The 22,365-nt window shown below is 54.2% G+C and carries 23 protein-coding genes and 1 pseudogene; 15 read left to right on the forward strand and 9 right to left on the reverse strand.

Annotated elements, in window-relative coordinates:
* Window positions 1–150: 150 nt before the first annotated feature.
* The 7 genes from grxB to solA all read left to right on the forward strand — a co-directional run bounded on the left by grxB (window position 151) and on the right by solA (window position 5,268).
* A complete protein-coding gene (gene grxB / locus K6L24_RS13500) occupies window positions 151–798 on the forward strand; it encodes a glutaredoxin 2 (protein ID WP_062743756.1) in 648 nt (215 codons plus the stop codon).
* 152 nt (window positions 799–950) lie between these two features.
* A complete protein-coding gene (locus K6L24_RS13505; protein ID WP_062743757.1) occupies window positions 951–1,514 on the forward strand; it encodes a lipoprotein in 564 nt (187 codons plus the stop codon).
* Window positions 1,515–1,650: 136 nt separating this feature from the next.
* Window positions 1,651–2,703: a dihydroorotase gene (gene pyrC / locus K6L24_RS13510; protein ID WP_222681563.1), complete on the forward strand. Its 1,053-nt coding sequence runs from the start codon at window positions 1,651–1,653 to the stop codon at window positions 2,701–2,703.
* Between the two features lie 128 nt (window positions 2,704–2,831).
* The gene (gene dinI / locus K6L24_RS13515) at window positions 2,832–3,074 is read left to right on the forward strand and encodes a DNA damage-inducible protein I (RefSeq protein WP_062743759.1); all 243 of its coding nucleotides are present in this window, start codon (window positions 2,832–2,834) and stop codon (window positions 3,072–3,074) included.
* Between the two features lie 197 nt (window positions 3,075–3,271).
* Complete coding sequence (locus tag K6L24_RS13520) at window positions 3,272–3,559, forward strand: hypothetical protein (protein ID WP_062743760.1); 288 nt, start codon at window positions 3,272–3,274, stop codon at window positions 3,557–3,559.
* Between the two features lie 231 nt (window positions 3,560–3,790).
* Complete coding sequence (gene bssS, locus K6L24_RS13525) at window positions 3,791–4,045, forward strand: biofilm formation regulator BssS (protein WP_062743761.1); 255 nt, start codon at window positions 3,791–3,793, stop codon at window positions 4,043–4,045.
* Window positions 4,046–4,152: 107 nt separating this feature from the next.
* Window positions 4,153–5,268, forward strand: coding sequence for an N-methyl-L-tryptophan oxidase (gene solA, locus K6L24_RS13530; RefSeq protein WP_062743762.1), 1,116 nt, complete (start codon window positions 4,153–4,155; stop codon window positions 5,266–5,268).
* A gap of 60 nt (window positions 5,269–5,328) precedes the next feature.
* On the opposite strand, the gene proP is transcribed toward solA, so the two are convergent.
* Window positions 5,329–6,807, reverse strand: coding sequence for a glycine betaine/L-proline transporter ProP (proP, locus tag K6L24_RS13535; RefSeq protein ID WP_062743763.1), 1,479 nt, complete (start codon window positions 6,805–6,807; stop codon window positions 5,329–5,331).
* A 598-nt stretch (window positions 6,808–7,405) separates the two neighbouring features.
* Between proP and K6L24_RS13540 the strand changes: the two genes are divergently transcribed.
* On the forward strand, window positions 7,406–7,960 hold the full coding sequence (locus tag K6L24_RS13540; RefSeq protein WP_062743764.1) for a cytochrome b: 555 nt from the start codon (window positions 7,406–7,408) through the stop codon (window positions 7,958–7,960).
* A gap of 20 nt (window positions 7,961–7,980) precedes the next feature.
* A complete protein-coding gene (locus K6L24_RS13545) occupies window positions 7,981–8,556 on the forward strand; it encodes a YceI family protein (RefSeq protein ID WP_062743892.1) in 576 nt (191 codons plus the stop codon).
* A gap of 45 nt (window positions 8,557–8,601) precedes the next feature.
* Here the strand turns inward: K6L24_RS13545 and trhO are convergent, their stop codons facing one another.
* Window positions 8,602–9,654 (reverse strand): oxygen-dependent tRNA uridine(34) hydroxylase TrhO, encoded by a 1,053-nt coding sequence (trhO, locus tag K6L24_RS13550; RefSeq protein ID WP_062743765.1) that lies wholly within the window; start codon window positions 9,652–9,654, stop codon window positions 8,602–8,604.
* Between the two features lie 207 nt (window positions 9,655–9,861).
* Here trhO and K6L24_RS13555 point away from each other — a divergent pair, with 207 nt between their 5' ends.
* Window positions 9,862–10,782 (forward strand): Kdo(2)-lipid IV(A) acyltransferase, encoded by a 921-nt coding sequence (locus K6L24_RS13555; RefSeq protein ID WP_062743766.1) that lies wholly within the window; start codon window positions 9,862–9,864, stop codon window positions 10,780–10,782.
* Window positions 10,783–10,918: 136 nt separating this feature from the next.
* Entirely contained in the window at window positions 10,919–12,154 is a 1,236-nt protein-coding gene (gene mdtG, locus K6L24_RS13560; protein WP_137268872.1) for a multidrug efflux MFS transporter MdtG, read from the forward strand.
* Window positions 12,155–12,159: 5 nt separating this feature from the next.
* On the opposite strand, the gene K6L24_RS13565 is transcribed toward mdtG, so the two are convergent.
* Window positions 12,160–12,909 carry a DeoR/GlpR family DNA-binding transcription regulator gene (locus K6L24_RS13565; protein ID WP_137268873.1) on the reverse strand — a complete coding sequence of 250 codons (750 nt, stop codon included), beginning with the start codon at window positions 12,907–12,909 and terminating at the stop codon, window positions 12,160–12,162.
* Window positions 12,910–12,992: 83 nt separating this feature from the next.
* Between K6L24_RS13565 and K6L24_RS13570 the strand changes: the two genes are divergently transcribed.
* Entirely contained in the window at window positions 12,993–13,589 is a 597-nt protein-coding gene (locus tag K6L24_RS13570; RefSeq protein ID WP_062743769.1) for an NUDIX hydrolase, read from the forward strand.
* Complete coding sequence (locus K6L24_RS13575; protein WP_062743770.1) at window positions 13,586–13,948, forward strand: NUDIX hydrolase; 363 nt, start codon at window positions 13,586–13,588, stop codon at window positions 13,946–13,948. The genes K6L24_RS13570 and K6L24_RS13575 overlap by 4 nt, the downstream gene beginning before the upstream one ends.
* Window positions 13,949–13,978: 30 nt before the next feature.
* Here K6L24_RS13575 and K6L24_RS13580 read toward each other — a convergent pair whose 3' ends face one another.
* Window positions 13,979–15,310, reverse strand: coding sequence for a carbohydrate porin (locus K6L24_RS13580; protein WP_222681564.1), 1,332 nt, complete (start codon window positions 15,308–15,310; stop codon window positions 13,979–13,981).
* Between the two features lie 368 nt (window positions 15,311–15,678).
* Between K6L24_RS13580 and K6L24_RS13585 the strand changes: the two genes are divergently transcribed.
* On the forward strand, window positions 15,679–16,221 hold the full coding sequence (locus tag K6L24_RS13585; protein WP_222681565.1) for an RNA 2'-phosphotransferase: 543 nt from the start codon (window positions 15,679–15,681) through the stop codon (window positions 16,219–16,221).
* A gap of 434 nt (window positions 16,222–16,655) precedes the next feature.
* Here the strand turns inward: K6L24_RS13585 and K6L24_RS22325 are convergent.
* Both K6L24_RS22325 and K6L24_RS22395 read right to left on the reverse strand, forming a co-directional pair.
* Window positions 16,656–16,784, reverse strand: a pseudogene (locus K6L24_RS22325) (YrhB domain-containing protein); the annotation flags it as partial.
* A 6-nt stretch (window positions 16,785–16,790) separates the two neighbouring features.
* Window positions 16,791–16,922 (reverse strand): hypothetical protein, encoded by a 132-nt coding sequence (locus K6L24_RS22395; protein WP_255850929.1) that lies wholly within the window; start codon window positions 16,920–16,922, stop codon window positions 16,791–16,793.
* Between the two features lie 358 nt (window positions 16,923–17,280).
* Here K6L24_RS22395 and K6L24_RS13590 point away from each other — a divergent pair, with 358 nt between their 5' ends.
* Window positions 17,281–17,679 carry a MysB family protein gene (locus K6L24_RS13590; protein ID WP_062743775.1) on the forward strand — a complete coding sequence of 133 codons (399 nt, stop codon included), beginning with the start codon at window positions 17,281–17,283 and terminating at the stop codon, window positions 17,677–17,679.
* A 19-nt stretch (window positions 17,680–17,698) separates the two neighbouring features.
* Here the strand turns inward: K6L24_RS13590 and K6L24_RS13595 are convergent, their stop codons facing one another.
* The 3 genes from K6L24_RS13595 to K6L24_RS13605 form a co-directional block, all read right to left on the reverse strand.
* A complete protein-coding gene (locus K6L24_RS13595; protein ID WP_062743893.1) occupies window positions 17,699–17,932 on the reverse strand; it encodes a YceK/YidQ family lipoprotein in 234 nt (77 codons plus the stop codon).
* A gap of 199 nt (window positions 17,933–18,131) precedes the next feature.
* A complete protein-coding gene (mdoH, locus tag K6L24_RS13600; protein WP_062743776.1) occupies window positions 18,132–20,711 on the reverse strand; it encodes a glucans biosynthesis glucosyltransferase MdoH in 2,580 nt (859 codons plus the stop codon).
* Window positions 20,704–22,239 carry a glucan biosynthesis protein G gene (locus tag K6L24_RS13605; RefSeq protein ID WP_222682331.1) on the reverse strand — a complete coding sequence of 512 codons (1,536 nt, stop codon included), beginning with the start codon at window positions 22,237–22,239 and terminating at the stop codon, window positions 20,704–20,706. The genes mdoH and K6L24_RS13605 overlap by 8 nt, the downstream gene beginning before the upstream one ends.
* Window positions 22,240–22,365: the final 126 nt, after the last annotated feature.

Here is a 22,365-nt window from a genome sequence, read left to right on the forward strand (position 1 = left end):
AATAGTGCCGGGTAAAAAATCGCAAAATTGACGAAAAAACGATGAAAATCCCGAGTGAATTTGCCCTATGCAGGGTTCTCTTCCATACTTCTTCAATACATTCAGACAATTGATGGTATTTTCATCGCTGTCGCGATTAAGGGGAACCGATTGAAACTCTATATCTACGATCACTGCCCATTCTGCGTTAAAGCGCGCATGATCTTCGGCCTGAAAAACCTGCCGGTGGAGCTCATCGTGATGATGAATGATGATGAGGCAACGCCGAACCGCCTGATCGGTCAAAAAATGGCTCCGATCCTGATGAAAGACGACGGCAGCTGTATGCCGGAAAGCATGGATATCGTGCAGTACATTGATCGGCTGGATGGTGAGCCGCTGCTGACCGGGAAAACCAATCCGGCTATCACTGACTGGTTGCGTCATGTGCACGGCTACGTCAACAAGCTGCTGTACCCGCGTGTGGCCGAAGCGCCGTTTGCCGAGTTCTCCACTCCGGAGGCGCGTACCTACTTTAAAAACAAGAAGCAGGCAGTCGCCGGTGATTTTGCCGAACTGCGTGAACACTCCGCAGGCTGGATCAAAAACATCAATGACGACCTGCGTAAGCTCGACAAGCTGATTGTTAAGCCGAATGCGGTGAGTGGTGAACTGTCACTGGACGATATACATCTCTTCCCGCTGCTGCGCTCACTGACGCTGGTCGCGGGCGTGGAGTATCCAAGCCGCGTGGCTGATTACCGTGACAATATGGCGAAACAGACTCAGGTTACGCTGCTTTCCTCCTCTGCCTCCTGACCGCTCGGGCCGCCGCACGGCGGCCCGACACATTCCGTTGTCATTTCCTGCGGTTTCTCTCGGCGTTGTCCTGGTGACGAACCGGCGTGAGTGGTGCATGCTAGTCCCCTGCTCCGGCGGGAACGTCCGGTGATTAAAAACAGAGGAACAACATGAAAAAAACACTTTTTGGCCTTGGCGCTTTACTGTTAGCGGGTTTGGTCAGCGGCTGCAATCAGATCGCCCAGTACAGCATCAGCGAACAGGAAATTAACCAGGCGCTGGTTAAGCATAATAATTATGAGAAAAATATTGGCGTCGCCGGTCTCGCCGACGCGCACATTACGCTGAAGGATCTCGCCAGCCAGATAGGCCGTGAAGAGCCGAATAAAATCACGCTGACCGGGAAAGCAGACGTGAATATCAGCTCCCTGTTTGGGCCGCAGCAGGCGCAGATGACGCTGAAAATGAAAGCGCAGCCGGTCTTCAACCAGCAGGAAGGGGCCATCTATCTGAAAGACATGGAGCTGGTCGATGTCACGGTGCAACCGGAGAAGATGGAAGGCGTACTGAAAACGCTGACCCCGTATCTTAATGAGTCGCTGAAAAACTACTTCAATCAAAAACCGGCCTATGTCCTGAGCACTGACCGCAGCAAGGCGGAGTCGCTGGCGAAACGCTTTGCCAAAGGGCTGGAAGTGAAACCTGGCGAACTGGTGATCCCTTTCACCGACTGACCGAAAAAACGGTACGGGCAGGCCCGTACCGTTTTTTCACCCAGCGCGCATAAACCGGGTGCATTCCCCGCGCTTTATCCCTATCCTTAGTACCCGGCCAAAACCTGCCTTTTCCCTTTCTGCCGGAGCACATCGCATGACCACACAACCTCAGCAATTGATTATTCGCCGCCCTGACGACTGGCACATCCATCTGCGTGACGGAGAGATGCTGGAGGCGGTTGTGCCCTTTACCAGTGAGGTCTGTGGCCGCGCCATCGTGATGCCCAACCTGGTGCCGCCGGTCAGTAGCGTGGCCGCCGCCCGCGCGTACCGCGAACGCATTCAGGCTGCCGTCCCGGCCGGCCATCATTTTACCCCTCTGATGACCTGCTATCTGACCGACGGTCTTGCTCCGGACGAAATTGAGACCGGCTTCACTGAAGGGGTGTTTACCGCCGCGAAGCTTTACCCCGCCCATGCCACCACCAACTCCGCCCACGGTGTCACCAGCATTGCGTCCATTGCCCCGGTACTGGAGCGCATGCAGAAAATCGGCATGCCGCTGCTGATCCACGGTGAAGTGACCGATGCACACATTGATATCTTTGACCGTGAAGCCCGTTTTATTGAGACGGTTCTGCATCCGCTACGCCTGCAGTTCCCGGAGCTGAAAGTGGTCTGCGAGCATATCACCACCAAAGAAGCGGCCGCTTATGTACTGGAAGGCAATCGTTTCCTTGGCGCGACCATCACACCGCAGCATCTGATGTTCAACCGTAATCACATGCTGGTCGGTGGAATCCGCCCGCACCTCTACTGCCTGCCGATCCTGAAACGTAATATCCACCAGCAGGCGCTGCGCGATGCGGTCGCCAGCGGGCATGAACGCTTCTTCCTCGGCACGGATACCGCCCCCCACACCCGCGACCGAAAAGAAACCAGCTGCGGCTGTGCCGGTGTGTTTAACGCTCCGTCGATGCTGGCCGCTTATGCCACCGTCTTTGAAGAGATTGATGCCCTTGCCCACTTTGAGGCGTTCTGCGCTGAAAACGGGCCGCGCTTCTACGGGTTGCCGCTGAATGAAGGTACCGTGACGCTGGTACGCCAACCCTGGACGGTAGCGGAATCTGTTCCGGTCGGTGATGACGGCCATACGCTGGTGCCGTTCCTGGCGGGGGAAACGCTGAACTGGCAGGTTGTGGTGTAAGTTTTGCCACCCCGAGGCCGGTCACGGTGGGGGATCCGCGTTTTCGGCTCCCCCCAATGTCAGCAGCAAAAAGGTTGCGCCGCACTGAATTACTGTATATATTTACAGTAATTCAACCGGAGGCTATCATGCGTATTGAAGTCACTGTAGCAAAAACCACCTCTTTGCCTGCGGGTGCCATTGATGCACTCACGCAGGAACTCAGCAAAAGAATCGACAAACAGTTCCCTGACGGCAGCAATACCATTTCTGTACGCTATGCCGGTGCCAACAACCTGACGGTGATGGGCGGCGGAAAAGAAGCGAAAGATCAGATTAGTGATATTCTGCAGGAAACCTGGGAAAGCGCTGATGACTGGTTTATCTCCTGAATAATCCAGGCTGTTGCCGCTGCGTGTATGGCCACTCCCTCTGCGGCCTGAAGCAGAATGGATAAATAACGATTGTGCCATTTTTGCCGGATACGCTATCCGGCTTTTTTATGCCTTCTTTTGCCGAAGAACACCGATAGACGCAACGGGTAGAATATCTTATTCTGAGCCTGACATTAATTACTGAGGTTTTTCTTATGGCTGCCGATAATCCAGAAGAGGCGATGACGTTTGGTGAGCTACTGACGATGATTGGCGAACAGCAACGCCGTCTGACAGTATTAGAGAATGCCTTTTCCACCCTCTCCTTTTGCCTTGATGATAAAGCTAATCAACTGTTAATTCACAGTTTAAAGCTGGAGGGGCAAAACCAGAATCGGGATGAACAGTTGCAAAAACATTTCATCCGTCTGGCCGGGGAACTGGAAAAACGTTCAGGGGTGTTGCCGTCTTCTCCGGATGTACTCTCTTCACCAGAAATATGAGTGCATTATCACACCCTAATTAATCGTGCCGCATCCCCGCAGGGTGATTATTTTTCGCCCTGCCCATGTATAATTGCCCGGTCGAATAGCGGCTGTTTTTTAACCCGGGCGAGATTTAAGTCAACGAACAAAAAAACTCCTGTTATAATTAGGACGCTCTAAGAAAAAAAACGCATTGAACCTCGATAAATCACTTCGTTGCCATCATTCACGAGTAATAAGGGGGTTATAATGGACAGAAACAAAGAGGTCATCCAGACACATCCCCTCATCGGATGGGATATCAGTACCGTAGACAGCTATGATGCCATGATGATCCGTTTACACTCGCTCTCTTCTGACCAGCAACAGGCGGAAGATGCAGAAGTCGGGCAGACCTACTGGCTGACTACCGATGTGGCAAGGCAATTTATCTCCATCCTTGAAGCTGGCATTGCCAAGATAGAAGCGACTGAATACCAGGATCGTGATTACAAAAAGCACTAATCTGTGACTGAACGATGTTTCTCAGAGGCACCCCACAGGGTGCCTTTTTCATGCCCGCCATAATTTGTTATCCTTCCGCAATTGCTTGATTAACTGAGGCTGATCCGATGGTTTACGATTTAATTGTGGTGGGCAGTGGTTCCGTCGGCGCCGCCGCCGGATGGTATGCGACACAGGCGGGTCTTAAGGTCCTGATGATCGATCGCCACCATCCTCCGCACCGCGAAGGCAGTCACCACGGTGAAAGCCGGCTGATCCGCCATGCTTACGGCGAAGGGGCGCGCTACGTGCCGATGGTGCTTCGTGCCCAGCAGCTGTGGGATCAGCTGGAGCAGCAAAGCGGCGAGCGCGTGATGCAGCGAAGCGGGGTACTGAATCTGGCACCGCATGCTTCAGAATTTATTCAAAACGTCATCCAGAGTGCAGAGCAGTTTGCGCTGAACGTGCAGATCCTTAACGAAGCAGAAATCCACCAGCGCTGGCCGCAGATAAGCGTTCCTGAAGGCTATATTGGCGTATTTGAACCGCAATCGGGTTACCTGAAATCAGAGATTGCCGTGAAAAGCTGGATCCGCCTGGCAAAAGAGGCGGGTTGCGCGCAGCTGTTCAACTGTGGCGTGACGCAGATTGACACGGTAGAGGGACTGCAGGCGGTCACCACACCGGACGGTGTTTATCGTGCGCGCCGGCTGCTGATCAGCGCCGGAACCTGGGTGAAAAGCCTCTATCCTGCGCTGCCGGTCACCCCGGTGCGTAAAGTCTTTGCCTGGCATCAGGCTGACGGACGCTACAGCGAGAATAATCAATTCCCGGCATTTACCGTTGAGATGCAGGACGGGATCCATTATTACGGATTCCCCGCTGATAATAACGCCATCAAAATCGGCCGGCATGAAGGCGGACAGCCGATTGACTCGCCGGAAGGACGTAAACCCTTTGGCAGCATGGCAGAAGACGGCAGTGAGCTGTTTAACTTTATGCGGACTTTCCTGCCCGGCGTTGGCGTCTGCCTGCGCGGTGAGGCCTGTACCTATGACAATTCGCCGGACGAAGACTTCATTATTGATACCTTCCCCGGTGAACCTGACCGGATGCTGATCACCGGGCTGAGCGGTCACGGATTCAAATTCGCCAGCGTGCTGGGCGAGATTGCCGCGCAGTTTGCTCAGGGGAAAAGCAGCGAGTTTGATTTAACCCCCTTCTCACTGTCACGCTTTCAGTAGCCGCAGACAGGATTAAAAAAGGGCTCCCACCGGGAGCCCTTTTGCTTTTCTGCCTGACGATTATTTCCCGTCAGCAGGACGGGGCTTTCTACCGCGCAGACGCAGCTTATCAACCAGTCGCTGTGCTTCAGCACGGCTGCCTACCGACGGGGCTGAACCGCGCAGGGGCTTACGTGCTGTTTCACGCAGGGTAAAGACGGTTATTACCCCAATCACCCCGGCCCCCATCAGGTAGTAGGCGGGCATCAGCAGGTTACCCGTTTTCGCCACCAGCCAGGTCGTAATCAGCGGCGTCGTGCCGCCAAACAGTGAAACTGACAGGTTAAAACCAATCGCCAGTGCGCTGTAACGGATATCGGTGGAAAACAGGGCGGGCAGCGTCGCCGGCATGGAGCCGCTGAAACAGGTATGGATAGCGCCAAGGATAATCAGGCCGAGGAATACCAGCCACAGGTTGCCGGTACCGATCAGCAACATGCACGGTACCGCCAGCAGGATCAGCGCGATGGCCCCGCCCCAGATCACCGGACGGCGACCCAGCCGGTCGTTCCAGTGGCCCCAGAACAGCGTCAGCGGCATCATAACAAACATCACCACCATAATCAGCAGCAGTGAACTCAGCTCGCTCAGCCCCAGAATACCCGTCAGGTAGCTCGGCATATAGGAGGTCATCATATAGTTAGAGACGTTGAACAGCAGCACCAGGCCAATGCACTTCAACATCGCAGCACGGTACTTTTTCAGCATCTGCCACAGGGTCAGGCGCGGCTTATTGTGTTCCAGCTCCTCCTGCTTTTCCATATGCTTCTGGAAGGCCGGCGTTTCTTCCAGCTTCAGACGGATATACAGCCCAAACAGCCCTAATGGCGCGGCGATAAAGAAAGGAATACGCCAGCCCCAGTCGAGCAGCGTGGACTCCGGCATCGCAGCGGTGAGCCCGGTCACCAGGCCGGCCCCCAGCAGATAACCGCCGAGCGTACCGAACTCCAGCCAGCTGCCCATAAAGCCACGGCGCTTATCGGTAGAGTATTCGGCGATAAAGGTAGCCGCCCCGCCGTACTCACCGCCGGTGGAAAACCCCTGCAGCAGGCGCGCCAGCAGCAGCAGCACGGGCGCCATGATACCGATAGTGGAATAGGCGGGTATCAACCCGATGCAGAACGTGCCGATCGACATCATGATCATCGTCAGTGCCAGCACCTTCTGGCGGCCGATACGGTCGCCCAGCGGGCCAAATACCAGCCCACCCAGCGGACGCACGAGGAACGCAGCAGCAAAGGCACCGAAGGTGGCCAGCAGCTGTGCTGCCGGACTGCCGCCGGGGAAAAACACCTTACCGATGGTTACCGCAAGAAAACTGTAAACCCCAAAGTCAAACCACTCCATGGCGTTGCCGAGGGCGGCCGCGCCGACGGCCCGCTTGAGCATGGATTTATCCACGATAGTGATATCGTCAACGCTGAGTTCCGGCCTGGCGGATTTATCTTTATTCCAGAAATGCTTTTTATGAGGCTGTTGCCCCTCTGATGTTGTACCCATTGAGCGCTCCCGGTGTTGCAGTAAGTGAGCAGCCTCATAGCTTTCGTCGCCTGACAGAGAAGGGAAAAACAAAGGGGAAGAAAGCTATAACGCAGCAAAGTCAGAATGGTCATGAACGGTAAATCTTATAACGTCTGTGACTTACACTCCTTTACAGTAGACAATATTCCAAAAAACTTCAAGTTAAGCGCAGCATTCGCTGCTTTGTCGCACAACCCCCGCTTTACACGTTGTCATTATGATTTAATGCCAGACGGCACACTGCCCTCATCGGCCACCCGGCCCCGCAATGCATAAATTTATATAACAATTATCGTCAGCGTGATATTGACATAACGTGACAATAAACTGACGTTCGACGAGAATAACAGCAAAAAATCAGAACATGATATTTATCCCTCCAACGAAATAATCATTGATATGCCCGTCTCATGCTGTCACAAATCCGACTTAGCCTTCTGATTAACTGTCGATAACTGCTTATATCATTCAAAATATTTCATGCGATGAATGAATTCTATAATCAGTAAAATTATTTGTTGATTTTGCTCAGGTACCCGGTCAGTCTTACTGAAAATTCTCACAAGCGGATTTTCCTATGCAGTTGAAAAATAGCGCCTCTCGTTATGGCTCAGTGAGCATCCTTATGCACTGGCTGGTGGCGGCAACCGTTTATGGCATGTTTGCGCTTGGTCTGTGGATGGTCACGCAGGGCTATTACGACACCTGGTACCACAAAGCCCCGGAGCTGCATAAAAGCATTGGGATGGTGCTGTTTGCCGTCATGCTGGTGCGCGTGGTGTGGCGATTTGTCTCCCCTCCGCCGAAGCCACTCGCCAGCTATACGCCACTGGTACGCTACAGCGCCGTCGCTGCCCACCTTCTGCTTTACGGCATCCTGTTTGCGATTTTAATCAGCGGCTATCTGATCTCGACGGCGGAAGGTAAGCCGATCGATGTCTTTGGCGTACTGCCGGTTCCGGCGGTATTTGCCGGGCTGGGTGAGCAGGCAGATCTGGCCGGCGATATTCATCTCTGGCTGGCCTGGAGCGTGGTGATCCTTTCCGTGATCCATGGGCTGGCTGCACTGAAACACCACTTTATCGATCGCGATATCACGTTAAAAAGGATGCTGGGTCACCGCATCGATTAATCACAGAAATGGAGAACACCATGCTGAAGAAAAGTATTCTGGGTTTGACTACTGCCGCACTGTTAATGACCGCCGGCACCGCCTCTGCCGCTGACTATAAAATTGATAAAGAAGGGCAGCACGCTTTTGTCCAGTTCCGTATCAAGCATCTGGGCTACAGCTGGCTGTACGGTACCTTTAAAGATTTCGATGGCGCATTCACCTTTGACGAAGCCGATCCGGCTAAAGATAAAGTGAATGTCACCATCAAAACCGGCAGCGTGGATACCAACCATGCCGAGCGTGACAAACACCTGCGCAGCGCGGACTTCCTGAATGCCAGCAAATTCCCGCAGGCGACCTTCGTCTCTACCGGCGTGGAAAAGCAGGGTGACGGACTGACCGTTAACGGTAATCTGACGCTGAATGGCGTGACCAAACCGGTGAAGCTGGCGGCTAAGCTGACCGGCGAAGGGAAAGATCCGTGGGGTGGCTACCGTGCAGGCTTTGAAGCCACAGGTAACCTCGCACTGAAAGACTTTAATATTAAGTCTGATTTAGGCCCGGCCTCACAGGAAGTCGAACTGATGATTTCTGTTGAAGGTGTGCGTCAGTAAATGAATGTGGCGTCATCATCGTCCACGATGATGACGCCTGCACCGTTACTCTTCCGGCGAAGGGATGTGCATGGTGGTGCTCAACAGCCCACGGGATTTGTTAAAAATCTTATTGCCATTCTCACGCCCCGCACGTCGGGCGCGCTGCTCTTCGGGCGGTAACGCCAGCTCTTCCATGCAGATCGGGCTACAGCAGTGGTTAAATTTGCTGGCGCAGCTCGGGCACTGAATAAACAGCAGGTGACAGCCGTCGTTCAGGCAGTTAACGTGAGTATCGCAGGGCTCGCCGCACTGATGGCAGTTGGCGATAACATCCTCAGAAATACGCTCCCCCATCCGCTCATCAAAGACAAAGTTTTTGCCTTTAAACCGCACCGGTAATCCCTGTTCACGGGCGCGACGGGCGTACTCAATGATGCCACCTTCAATATGGTACACGTTCTCGTAACCGTTATGCCGCATCCAGGCGCTGGCTTTTTCACAGCGGATCCCCCCGGTACAGTACATGACGATTTTTTTATCTTTATCCTGCTGCAGCATATCGACGGCCATGGGCAGCTGATCGCGGAACGTGTCCGCCGGGATCTCCAGCGCATTATCAAAATGCCCCACTTCGTACTCATAGTGGTTACGCATATCCACAAAGACCGCCTGCGGATCATCCAGCATGGCGTTCACTTCCGCCGCCTTCAGATAGGCCCCGACATCGCTGGCATCGAAGCTGTCATCCGTAATGCCGTCAGCGACAATGCGGTCGCGCACTTTCAGACGCAGTACCCAGAAGGATTTACCGTCGTCGTCCAGCGCAATGTTCATACGCAGGTTATCCAGCGCAGGATGGAAGGCATACAGCGCAGCTTTCATGGTCTCGTACTGGCTGGCCGGGACACTGACCTGGGCGTTAATGCCCTCTGCCGCCACATAAACGCGACCGAAGACTTTCAGCCGGGTCAGGGCAATATACAGGGCGTCGCGAAACGCGCGGGGATCGTCAATAGTGAAGTACTTATAAAAAGAGACTGTAGTTCGCGGCTCGGTTTCGGCCATCATGCGCGCCTTCAGCTCTTCATTGGAGACAAGGTTATGTAACACTGGCATGGTGTACGTTCCTGTATTCAAGGAGAGGAAAAAATTTTCGGCGCTATCATACCCGAGCCGCCACACCTTGTCCTTAGCCGAAAAAAGTTTTCTTCCCACGTCTGCCGCCGAAAACTTCGACTACACTAAGAAAAATGGCACAATAGGCCATAAATAAACTTTAAACTTCTTCATAATAGCCCCCTTTTTTTTACGATCTGGAAACTCATGACCCAGCTGCCTCAGTTCAATCGTGCATTGTTGCATCCCCGTTATTGGTTTACCTGGCTCGGTATTATCCTGCTTTACCTGCTGGTGCTGCTGCCCTACCCGGTGCTTTATTATATCGGCTGCGGCCTCGGAAGATTATCCATGCGTTTCCTGCGCAGCCGCGTCACCATTGCCCGGCGTAACCTGGCGCTCTGTTTCCCTCAGATGCCTGCCGCCGAGCGTGAGGCGCTGGTCAGGCGCAACTTCGAATCGCTGGGTATGGGGCTGATTGAAACCGGCATGGCCTGGTTCTGGCCTGACTGGCGGATTAAAAAATGGTTCAGTGTCAGCGGGCTGGAGCATATCAGCCAGGCGGCGGCAGACGGGAAAGGAGTGCTGTTAATTGGTATCCATTTTCTCACCCTGGAGCTGGGTGCACGCATCTTCGGTATTCATAATCCCGGCATTGGCGTATACCGTCCCAATGATAATGCCCTGCTCGACTGGCTGCAGACCTGGGGACGTATGCGTTCCAATAAAAGTATGCTCGACCGCAAAGATCTGAAAGGTATGATCCGCGCCCTGAAAAAGGGCGATATTATCTGGTACGCCCCGGACCACGACTACGGCCCAAAAAGCAGCGTCTTCGTGCCGCTGTTTGCCGTTGAACAGGCGGCGACCACCAAAGGCAGTTACCTTCTGATCCGCAGCGGTAACCCGGCGGTTATCCCTTTCGTGCCGCGCCGCCTGCCATCGGGTAAAGGGTATGAGATGGTGATCCTCCCTGAGCAGACCGGCATTCCACTGGACAGTGAAATCGCCACGGCAGCACATATGAATAAAATAATTGAACACGGCATCTTAATGGCACCCGATCAGTATATGTGGCTGCACCGCCGCTTTAAAACCCGCCCTGAGGGGCAGCCCTCTCTCTATTAACGCCCTGCCAGGCCGGACCACCGGCCTGTTTCATTATTTGAAACGGTTTTTCATTTTTTTGATCGCCCGCCGTTCAGTCGCCTGATATCAGCGTATACTGGTTTAGCTGATTGCTGATAAGGTTACTGTTTACTTTATGTCTACCCCCGATGTCCCCGCTATCGCCATCCACTGGCAACGAAATCTGTTCGTCACCTGGATAGGGTGTTTTCTGACCGGCGCAGGCTTCAGTCTGGTTATGCCCTTTCTGCCGCTTTACGTTGAGCAACTGGGCATCACCGACCCGCAGGCCCTGAATCTCTGGTCGGGTCTGGTGTTCAGCATCACGTTCCTTTTTTCGGCTATTGCCTCACCCTTCTGGGGGGGACTGGCGGATCGTAAGGGACGAAAAATCATGCTGCTGCGCTCGGCACTGGGCATGGCTATCGTGATGATGCTGATGGGCATGGCGACCTCGATCTGGCAGTTTCTGGCGTTACGCGCCCTGCTCGGTCTGCTCGGCGGATTTGTCCCCAATGCCAATGCCCTGATCGCCACACAGGTTCCGCGCGGTAAGACCGGCTGGGCGCTGGGCTGGCTCTCCACCGGGGCCGTTAGCGGCGCGCTGATTGGCCCGCTGATCGGCGGCCTGCTGGCCGACAGCTTTGGCCTGCGTCCGGTATTCTTTATTACCGCTGCAGTGCTGTTTACCTGTTTTCTGATGACGCTGTTTTGCGTGCGTGAGAGTTTTATCCCGGTGCAGAAAAAAGACATGCTGCACGCCCGCGAGGTGCTGACCTCGCTGAAAAATCCCCGTCTGGTACTGGCGCTGTTTGTCACTACGCTGATTATTCAGGTCGCCACCGGATCTATTGCACCGATCCTGACGCTTTACGTCCGCGAGCTGGCGGGCAACGTTGCTAATCTGGCATTTATCAGCGGGATGATCGCCTCAGTACCGGGAGTGGCAGCTCTGATGAGTGCGCCGCGCCTCGGCAGACTGGGCGACCGGATCGGGCCGGAGCGCATTCTGATCGCTATGCTGATGCTCTCCGTGCTGTTGCTGATCCCGATGGCCTTTGTGCAGAACACCTGGCAACTGGGCATGCTGCGCTTCCTGCTCGGGGCGGCCGACGGTGCGCTGCTGCCGGCAGTGCAGTCCCTGCTGCTGTATAACGCCAGCAATCAGGTTGCCGGCCGCGTTTTCAGCTATAACCAGTCGTTCCGCGATATCGGTAACGTGACCGGCCCGCTGATGGGGGCCGCCGTGTCAGCACATTTTGGCTTCCGAGCGGTGTTTATCGTCACAGCCTGCATCGTCCTGTTTAACGTGCTGTACACCTGGATTACGCTGCGCCGGCGCAGTGAACGCATGGTGGTACGCGAGGAATAGCCCGGTCAGACCAGACCGATCTGCAACTGATGCAGCCGCTGGCACATCTCTTCATCGGGCCACTCATCGACCACCAGCGTGCTGGCCAGCGACAGGTCGCCAATGGCGAACGCCGAGGCGGAGTTAAGCTTTTCCTGCGACACCAGCACCACCGTCTCTGCTGCCCGTTCTGCCAGCGCCCGTTTGACGCACGCTTCCTCATAGTTGCCGGTGGTCAGCCCGGCGCTTCGGTGTACCCCGGTCACCCCCATAAAGAACAGATCGGCATTGATACGTCGGATCCCCTCGATCATCGCCGCTCCGGTGGTCACCACAGAATGCTTATACAGCTGACCGCCGATAATAATCACATCGATCAGCGGATAGTCCACCAGCCCCACCGCCACGCCCGGACTGTGCGTCACGACCGTAAAAGCAAAATCGGTAGGCAGCCGCCGGATCATCTCTGCTGTGGTGGTGCCGCCGTCAATCATCACCACCTGACCCGGCTGGATCAGCCCGACGGCTTTCTCCGCGACGCGCCGTTTAGAGTCCATCTGCACGCTTTTGCGTGTTTCAAACGGTGCGATGGCGGCCGAAACCGGCAGCGCACCGCCATGAACCCGTTGCAGTAATCCCTCGGCGGCTAACTCCCTTAAATCCCGACGGATAGAGTCTTCTGATACGGCAAAATGCAGGCTCAGTTCCCGCGAAAGCACCTGCTTCTCACGGTCGAGCATGGCCAGAATCTGCTGTTTGCGCTGGCTGGAAAGCACCCTTACCCCCTTCACGATTGATCTTGATATTGCACGATTATGCATGATAGCGTGTTGTCTGTCACTTCATTAAGGGCACAAACATGCAAAACATGCAGGAACGCGTACGCAACATCCGAGAGCAGCTGCTGTCGGATAACTGGTTCACCCTGAAAAAATACACCTTTGAACTGCTGCGCCGCGACGGCAGCTGGCAGGAACAGAACCGGGAAGCTTACGATCGCGGTAACGGTGCCGTGGTGCTGTTGTACCATAAAGCCCGCAAAACCGTGGTACTGACCCGCCAGTTCCGCTTCCCCGTTTTCGTGAATGGCCACAGCGGTTTCCTGATTGAGGCCACGGCGGGACTACTGGATAACGCCTCACCGGAGGCACGCATTATTGCCGAGGCCGAAGAAGAAACCGGCTTTCGCATCACGCAGATTGAAAAAGTTTTCGAATCCTATATGAGCCCCGGTTCAGTGACAGAAAAACTCTTTTTCTTTATTGCTGAATATTCCGACGACGATCGTCAGGGCACCGGCGGTGGCGTGGCAGAGGAAGGCGAGGATATTGAGGTACTGGAGTGGCCATTCGAACGCGCGCTGCAGGCAATACGTGACGGCGAAATTATGGATGCCAAAACTATCATGCTGATCCAGCATCTTGCTCTCAGTCGTGTTTTTCAGGAGATACCATGAAATCATTGCAAATTTTAGTGGCAGGCCCGGTTCGCAGCGGCACCGGCGATCGGGAAGACTTGATCCATGCCAACCTTGAACGCATGGAACAGACAGCGTTAGCCCTTTATCAGAAAGGGCATATTCCACTGATTGGCGAGTGGCTGGCGTTTCCACTGGCGCGGATTGCCGGGTCGCAGAAAATTGGCGATGCGATCAGTGAAGCGTATTTATATCCGGTCGCACACCGTTTAATCGGCCACTGTGACGCCATTCTGCGTTTACCGGGCGAGTCGCGCGGAGCAGATAACGATGTGCGCATTGGCCGTGAACTGGGGCTGACGATTTATCAGCATCTGGATGAGGTGCCTCAGTGCTGACCTGAAGCGGGGCCGGATGGCCCCCTGTCATCAGAAGCTGATATCTGCCGCGATACCGCCGACCAGGGCATCATTCACCTGGCGTACGCCGCCCGGTTTAGTGATCACCTGTAAGTTTGGCCGCACGTTCAGCCAGCGGGTAGCCTTCACATTATAATAGACCTCATAGTTCCACTCTGATCCCTGCTGCAACGGCAGGTAAGCCGGGTCGTTGTAGTCGCTGACGCCCCGGTCCTCATTCTGCTGATTGCGCATTTTGGTGTAGTCGTTGTTGACGTGAATACGCGCCATGCCGACACCCACTTCATCGCCCGGGCGAGCATCAAACGGCCCTTTCCACGCCAGCGCCAGCGACTGATAATTGTCCATGCGCGCAGTACGATGGTCGTTCATCACATACTGGAAGCTGACGCTAAGCCCCCGGCTTTTGTCCCCGGCCATGGCAAAAAGCTGCTGCTCGGCCAGCAGATAGCCGCCGTAAGCCTTTCTGGTTTTACCATAGCCGCCATCATGCCAGGTGTGAAAGTCGCCGCCTTTGGTTGAGCTGTAAAACATGCCCAGCCGGTAGTTACCGGGCAGTTTCTGCTGGCCGAGCTGTGGCGTCCAACCCAGCTCTACCGGAACCAGATTCCCTTCGCCGTGGCCCATATCAAAACGGAACCCGTTCGCTTTGGTGTCGTTCGCCTTGTTCTGGTTATACACGCCGACCTGAAAATAGACGTCATCAGGCAGATTCAGCTTTACCCTGCCGCCCCACTGAGAAATCGGGGCGTTAAACCAGCGATCGTTGCGCCAGTGGCCCGGCTGGCCATTACCCATCGCCCAGTTCTGGAACATCCCGACGCGGGCGGTATCGAAATCTTCATTGGTCGTTACCCGGCCCAGTTTGACCTCCAGCCAGTTATTCAGCAGCTTCTGGTTTAACCAGAACTGGGTGAGGCGCAAATAGTCACCGCGTGCCGAAATGCCCTGCACGTTCGACAGGCCCCCCGTGCGGGGATCGTTGATATAGGGCGTGAGGTCCTGACCGTTACGGTTGGTCAGGGTGACCTGGAACTGGCCGCCCTGCCAGTTCAGTAATTTTTCCAGATCCAGCTTGCTGCCAAACGTCCACTGATCGGCATAGCGCATGGTGGTACTGGTACGGTAGCCGCCCGCGAGATTGGCCGCCGACTGCGTGGTGTAGCCCACCTGGAAGTCAACGCCTTCGTCAGCAAGATGTTTGCGATAGCCCGCCCAGTCACCCAGCAGCCAGGGGGAGTCGGGGTCAAACGGGGTCACGCTGGCGAATGCCGGGGCTGCCAGCATAAGGATGCTGAAAGAAAGCCCGGTAACGCTCGTTCTGAAAGAAGGTTTGCGCATCTGTCTTATTTTTCCTTATCACTGATCCTGAAACAGGGGGTGAACAGCCCGGCCGTGGCCGGCGCTGGGGCAGATCATTTGCCCGGCGCTAATTAACCATATTCCTGAAATGCAGCCTTACTGAAAACGTGCGAAAGATACCGCTATAGCACGCCGGTGAAAGCGGGTAACGATATGAGAGGGGACACTGTTAGCGGGTTTGTTATTTTCATTGATGCAATCTCCCCGCATTCACTCATACAGATCCCCGCACGCTTATCGTTCTGTCAGCACCGGTTAATATCCCCCGAATATCTTTTCTGGCATCGGGAGCGTTCCGCAGGCAAAATCCGCTTCAGAACGTTATTTGCTTATTGGGATTAAGGTTTATGAGTCAGTCTCTTTCAGACGTCAGTAAATTTTTGAGCTACGTATTACGCCACCAGCCTGAAGCCATTGGCTTAACTTTAGACAGCCAAGGCTGGGCAGATATCGATACGCTGATTGCCTGTGCAAAAAATGACAGTAAAAGCCTCACTCGAGAGACTATTCTGTCCATTGTTGAAAGCACTGATAAGAAACGATTTTCACTCTCAGAAGATGGATTGAAGATCCGAGCCGTGCAGGGACATTCATCACAGCAGGTTGATATCAACTATCAGGAAAGCACACCTCCTGACGTTTTATACCACGGCACGGCCACACGGTTTCTTGAGTCGATACTGATCCAGGGATTAATCTCTGGATCGCGCCAGTATGTACATTTATCTGCGGATGAAGCGACCGCCAACAGCGTCGGACAACGACACGGGAAGCCCACTGTGCTGAAAATCGATGCACTGGCAATGCATAAGCAGGGTATGAAATTTTATCAGGCTGATAACGGGGTCTGGCTGACGAAAGCGGTAGCCAGCACGTTTATTATTCAGTGAAATTTTAAATTTCGATAACATTTTTGAGTGCCCGGTTCTTAAAACCAAGGTCGGAAAAGGACTGTTTGATGCGTGGTTTCTCGTCCTCCAGATCTTTTAGATCAGATGCCACTGTAAGTATCCCCGCACTCAATCCACCATACGTCATATCCGTCTCCCCCGCTTCGTTCTTAACTACGGAGCAGGTCAGCAACTGATGAGTTTATGGCCGATTACAACCGACGATTTGCGAAATCTCACCGGCATAACTTTGTTGTCCATCGGCCACCTGGAAATCATTCATCCCGCTTGCGGCTGGTTAACAGATTGCTCCTGTCGCCGACTACGTCACCGGACAGCACCTTACATACTCAGGAGTCCACATGTTTGGGGTGCAGTCTAAATATTTTTTGACTCTTCTAACTCAGCGCATGTTTCTTTTCTTCATAATCTTGTCAATACTTTTCAATAGGATAAGCAGTTCCAGGTTCATGTACTTCACCCGTATCCTTATCAACTATAAATGGCGAATTACCTGCGAGTTGCGCAGAAAACTCCCCAGTTTCAAGGTATTCTGCTCTTTCTCTTTATCAAAAATCGGGTTGCTGCTGCTGGCGCACCGCATCACGGTCGGCCGGACTGAGCGGCGCAGCCGACGCACTGGCGATACTAACCGTCAGCAACAGGGCTGTCAGTGTCCTTACTGGAAATAACATCGTCATGATATAAGCGCAATAAATGTAAACAGGGCGATAATGGAATGCGCACAGATTACATAATGAGAAATAAGAATAAACTTAATTTATACGGTTTGACGTGTTATCGCTGACATTTACTTTAAGTCACTATCTGGCGCTATTTTAATAAAAATAGAGAAAATCATAAATAATTCCATCTCTTTACTAATAATGTATTTAAGTGAAATTTTTCTGTGCATGATATCGTCGTTTAAACAATCACAGTAACAATCTTTGCCTGTGTCAGGCCCGCCATCGGACACAAATTTTTTCTTCACACGCCTTGCATCTTTGCCCATAGCGGCAACAATTACTCTTTATCATGATAACCAGGGAGATAACGATGACACTGTATGCCACGCTGGAAGAAGCCATTGATATGGCTCGTGAAGAGTACCTTGCCGCCAATCCGGAAGTCGATGAGGAAGACGCCTCCGTCAACCAGTTCAATCTGCAAAAATATGTTATGCAGGACGGCGACATCATGTGGCAGGCCGAGTTCCTCACCGATGACGGTGATGAAGGGGAGCTCCTGCCGGCGCTGAGCGGGGAAGCCGCACAGGCTATTTTTGACGGCGACTTCGATGAGATTGAATTACGTAACGAATGGCTGCCGGAAAATACCCTGCATGAATGGGATGAAGGGGAATTCCAGCTTGAACCTGCCGCAGGCAGCGAAGAAGCCGATGCAGCAGCGGAAGAGTGGGAAGATAATAATACCGACGCCGATAATCGTGCCTGAGGATCAGTGCGGAAAGTGATTACTCATAAGGGCCGTGGCTGGCATCGACCGGCACCAGCAGAGTATCCAGTATCAGCGACAGCGGCAGGTCGATAATGGTGATAAAGCGCCATGCCGAATCCCGCACATCCCACTGCACGCCCGGGTAATACTGATTGCCGTGCCCCTGTCCGGGCACGGTTCTACTGATAATACTGCCGCACCCGCTCAGTACCAGTAAGCTGACTGCTACGATCACACCGCGTAAAAACATGGTCACCACGTTAACCCCGATTAAAAAACACACTATTTTACCCCTGCTTATCTCTGCACAATAGCACTGAAGGCAAAATAATACGTAAAAAAAGCCGGAACGTGAGTTCCGGCTTTTTATCGTCCCGCCTGACGGGCTGACCCGAAAAGAAGGTCAGCGCCTGCAAAGCAGAGTTTTCATTTCATGCATGGGCGTCCTTTTATTCCGCCCGCACCACGTCCTGTTTCGCGTTATTCAGCGCCAGCGGGTTAAGCGTCAACGTATGGTAGTGATCTAACCAGTCGTGATACTTGTCCGCGTTCTGCCACAGGCGGTAGTGCATCCGCGACAGCGTCACCGGGTCACTGAGCAGCGCCAGGCGCTGGTCACGATCCAGTTTTGCCGGCGATTCGCTGAGGGCCTGCTCAACGCGGCGGTCACGGGCAAAGTCGAGAATATCGCTCTTCAGGTGGCGCGACGTTGCCATGGCGCTGGCGAGCGCGTTAAACGACGGATGGAACATGGCATGCATAAAGCCATCATCCAGGGCGCGCTCACGGTTCAGCTCCACGTAACGATCGGTATCCAGCAGCTCCTGCGGCGGACTGAACTCTTCCGGGATCAGGAACAGCTTGCCGCGCTTGGATGCCTGACCGAGCGTACGGCGGCTGGACCACACCGACACAAACGGTGACAGGATCAGCGAGAAGACAATCGGTGACAGCCACCACAGGAAGTTCAGATCCAGCCAGCCCATGCCACCTGCCCAGACCAGGCCCAGTAACATCTGCGAACCGTGACGCTTAAAGGCTTCACTCCACGGCGTGGCATCATCGTCACGCTGCGGCGAGTTCCACACCACTTCCCAGCCAAGGAATGCGCTGACCACAAACACGGTGTGGAACAGCATACGCACCGGTGCCAGCAGCACGGAGAACAGCATCTCCAGGAACAGCGACGCCAGCACGCGTAACGCACCGCCGTATGGCTTCGCCCCCTTGCACCACACCAGCACGATACTCAACAGCTTCGGCAGGAACAGTAAGACCAGCGTGGTGGAGAACAGCGCAATGGCCAGCTCCGGACGCCATTGCGGCCATACCGGGAACAGCTGCCTTGGTTGCAGGAAGTACTGTGGCTCCATGAGCGTGTGAACGACCTGCAGGGCGGTAGACAGCGCCAGGAACATAAACCACAGCGGCGCTGACAGATAGGACATCACGCCCGTCAGGAACACAGCACGGTGAACCGGGTGCATCCCTTTAACCAGGAACAGACGGAAGTTCATCAGGTTGCCGTGGCACCAGCGGCGGTCACGTTTCAGTTCATCCAGCAGGTTTGGCGGCAGCTCTTCATAAGAACCCGGCAGATCATAAGCAATCCACACGCCCCAGCCTGCACGGCGCATCAGCGCCGCTTCCACAAAGTCGTGGGACAGGATCGAACCGGCAAATGAGCCTTCGCCCGGTAGCGGTGCCAGCGCACAGTGTTCGATAAACGGCTTCACGCGGATAATCGCGTTATGGCCCCAGTAGTGCGACTCACCCAGCTGCCAGAAGTGCAGACCGGCGGTAAACAGTGGACCGTACACGCGGGTAGCAAACTGCTGACAGCGTGCATACAGCGTATCCATGCCGGAGGCCTTAGGGGATGACTGGATGATACCCGCTTTCGGGTTGGCTTCCATCATACGCACGAGGCCATTCAGGCAGTCACCGCTCATCACGCTGTCGGCGTCCAGTACCACCATATAGCTGTACTGGCTGCCCCAGCGGCGGCAGAAGTCATCGATGTTACCGGATTTGCGTTTTACGCGGCGACGACGACGGCGATAGAAAATACGCCCTTCCCCACCCACGTCACGCACCAGCTCCATCCAGGCCTTCTGTTCCGCCATGGCAATATCCGGGTTGTAGCTGTCGCTCAGGATATAGACATCGTAGTTCGCCTGCTCACCGGTACGCACCACCGACTCCCAGGTGGCACGCAGACCGGCAAAGACACGCTCAACATCTTCATTACAGATGGGCATGATCAGCGCGGTACGGTGCTCCGGGTTAATGGCTTCGTCGCCGTTGGTCAGATACGAGATACTGTATTTGTCTTTACCGATCATCAGCTGCAGGAAGCCCATCAGGGCCGTCCAGAACCCGGCGGAAACCCACAGGAACAGAATGGCAAACAGCACCAGAATTCCGGTCTGCAACACATAAGGCAGGATCTGCAATACCGACTGCTGCCAGTTCTGGTTGATCATATCCATAGGATCGATCAGCGCCCATCCCTGATAAGGCAGGATGGTTTTCATATACCAGGTCGCCACCACCGTCTGGAAAACGGAGAGGAACAGCAGAATATAACGACGAATGGAGCCAACATGGCGCCATTTGTCCTCATTTTTCTGCTCTTCGCGGCTGTCGAAACGCGGCGTGCTTTTACGCCCGCGCAGGGAATCCCACGCGCGCGCCACCGGGTTAGTCCGCCACTCTTCCGGATACATGGAAGAACGGGTGTGTTTCGGCATCGCTTTCAGCGTGGTACGGTCCAGCGCGTCTTTATCAAACTGACGGCCACCATCAACAGAGTCAGGCCAGCTCATCTCTACGCGCGCTTTTACCGACTCCTGCGGAGCATCATCGGGACGCGTTTCGACCGGGCCCTCTTCGGCCAGCTGATAATGCAACTGACTGAATGCCTCTTCCGGCTCTGCGGGCAACGCTTCACGCAGCGCCCCTTTCCGCTCAGGGGGAAGGGGCAGCGCGTCAATATATTCGTCGGGAATTACGGTTGACTTATTCATTGGCAGGCAACTGATTGCTCCAGGTTTCCGTCAGCGTTTTGTCACCGTTAACCAGTGCAGCACGCATCTCGGTCGGCTGTTTATTGTCTTTAACACGAATACGTAACACCAGACGCCAGCCCTTGGTGACCGGATTATAACGGACGCTGTTTTCGACCAGCTCTGCGTTATTACCCACGCTCACCTGCGGCGTTACCGGGGTGTTTTCCGGCAGCTTGCTCATCTCCGGTCCAACAAAGTCGACGATAAACGCCACCGTGCCGTCCGGCTGACGCACCAGGTTAGACTGTTTCACATCACCCGGTGAACGCAGCGTGCTTTTCACATACGCCGTTTCAGGGGAGTGCAGCTGGTTTTCGTCACGCGTAAAGTGCAGGCGATAGGCAAACTTCATCTCTTTGCCCGGCTCTGGCAGGGTTTCCGGCGTCCAGAAGGCCACGATATTATCGTTGGTTTCGTCGGTTGTCGGGATTTCTACCAGCTCAACACGGCCTTTGCCCCAGTCCCCTTTTGGCTCAACCCAGCCACTCGGACGCAGATCGTAGCGATCGTCCAGATCCTGATACTTATCAAAATCGCGGCCACGCTGCAGCAGACCGAAACCACGCGGGTTTTCCACGGTAAAGGTGCTGACGGCCAGATGTTTCGGATTATTCAGCGGACGCCAGATCCATTCGCCGTTACCGGCATGAATCGACAGCCCGTTGGAGTCGTGCAGTGCCGGACGGAAGTTCGCCCCCTGTGACGGCTGATTCGCACCAAACAGATACATGCTGGTGAGCGGTGCTACGCCCAGTTTACCGACGTTATCGCGCAGATAGACCTTCGACTGCACGTCAACGGTGCTGTCTTTACCCGGTGTCAGGGTGAAACGATAGGCACCGGTGGCACGCGGTGAATCGAGCAGCGCATAAATCACCAGATGCTTATCCTGCGGCTTAGGGCGTTCGATCCAGAACTCTTTAAAGCGCGGGAACTCTTCACCAGACGGCAGCGCGGTGTCAATTGCCAGGCCACGTGCAGACAGGCCATAGACCTGGCCCTGACCGATGACGCGGAAATAACTGGCGCCCAGGAAGCTGGCGATCTCGTCTTTCTTATCTTTACTGTTAAGCGGGTACAGCACTTTGAAACCGGCAAACCCAAGGTTTTTTACCGTATCAGGATCGTGCTTGACGTTACCGAAGTTGAAATACTCAGGAGAGTATTTTATCTCGCGAACGCTGGTTGCTGTGACCTCGTTCAAACGTACCGGGGTATCGAAGTACATCCCCTGATGGTAAAACTCAAGCTTGAAGGGGGTCTTCAGTTTGTTCCAGTACGCTTTTTCATGATTGAACTGGATCTGCTGATAGTCGGCATACTTCATATCACGCAGTTGTGACGGCAGATTGCTCTTCGGCGCTTCAAAGCCTTTACCCGCTAAGTCTTTCGCCTGTTTTGCCACATCGTCAATGTTAAAAGCCCAGCCTGTATTGGCATACATTGAAAGCAAAACTGCTGCGCTAACCCAGCGCAATTTCATCAGTTTTGGTTTATTGTTCATGTTAATCCGCACATCCCCCCCTTTCGGGTACGTAAATCAATGGATCCATCTTAAAGGATAATTCGGCATTCCGACAGCCTGACCCCAATTTTGTTCTGCCCTCTCTCC

The organism is Erwinia persicina (genome assembly GCF_019844095.1).
Classification (GTDB): domain Bacteria; phylum Pseudomonadota; class Gammaproteobacteria; order Enterobacterales; family Enterobacteriaceae; genus Erwinia; species Erwinia persicina.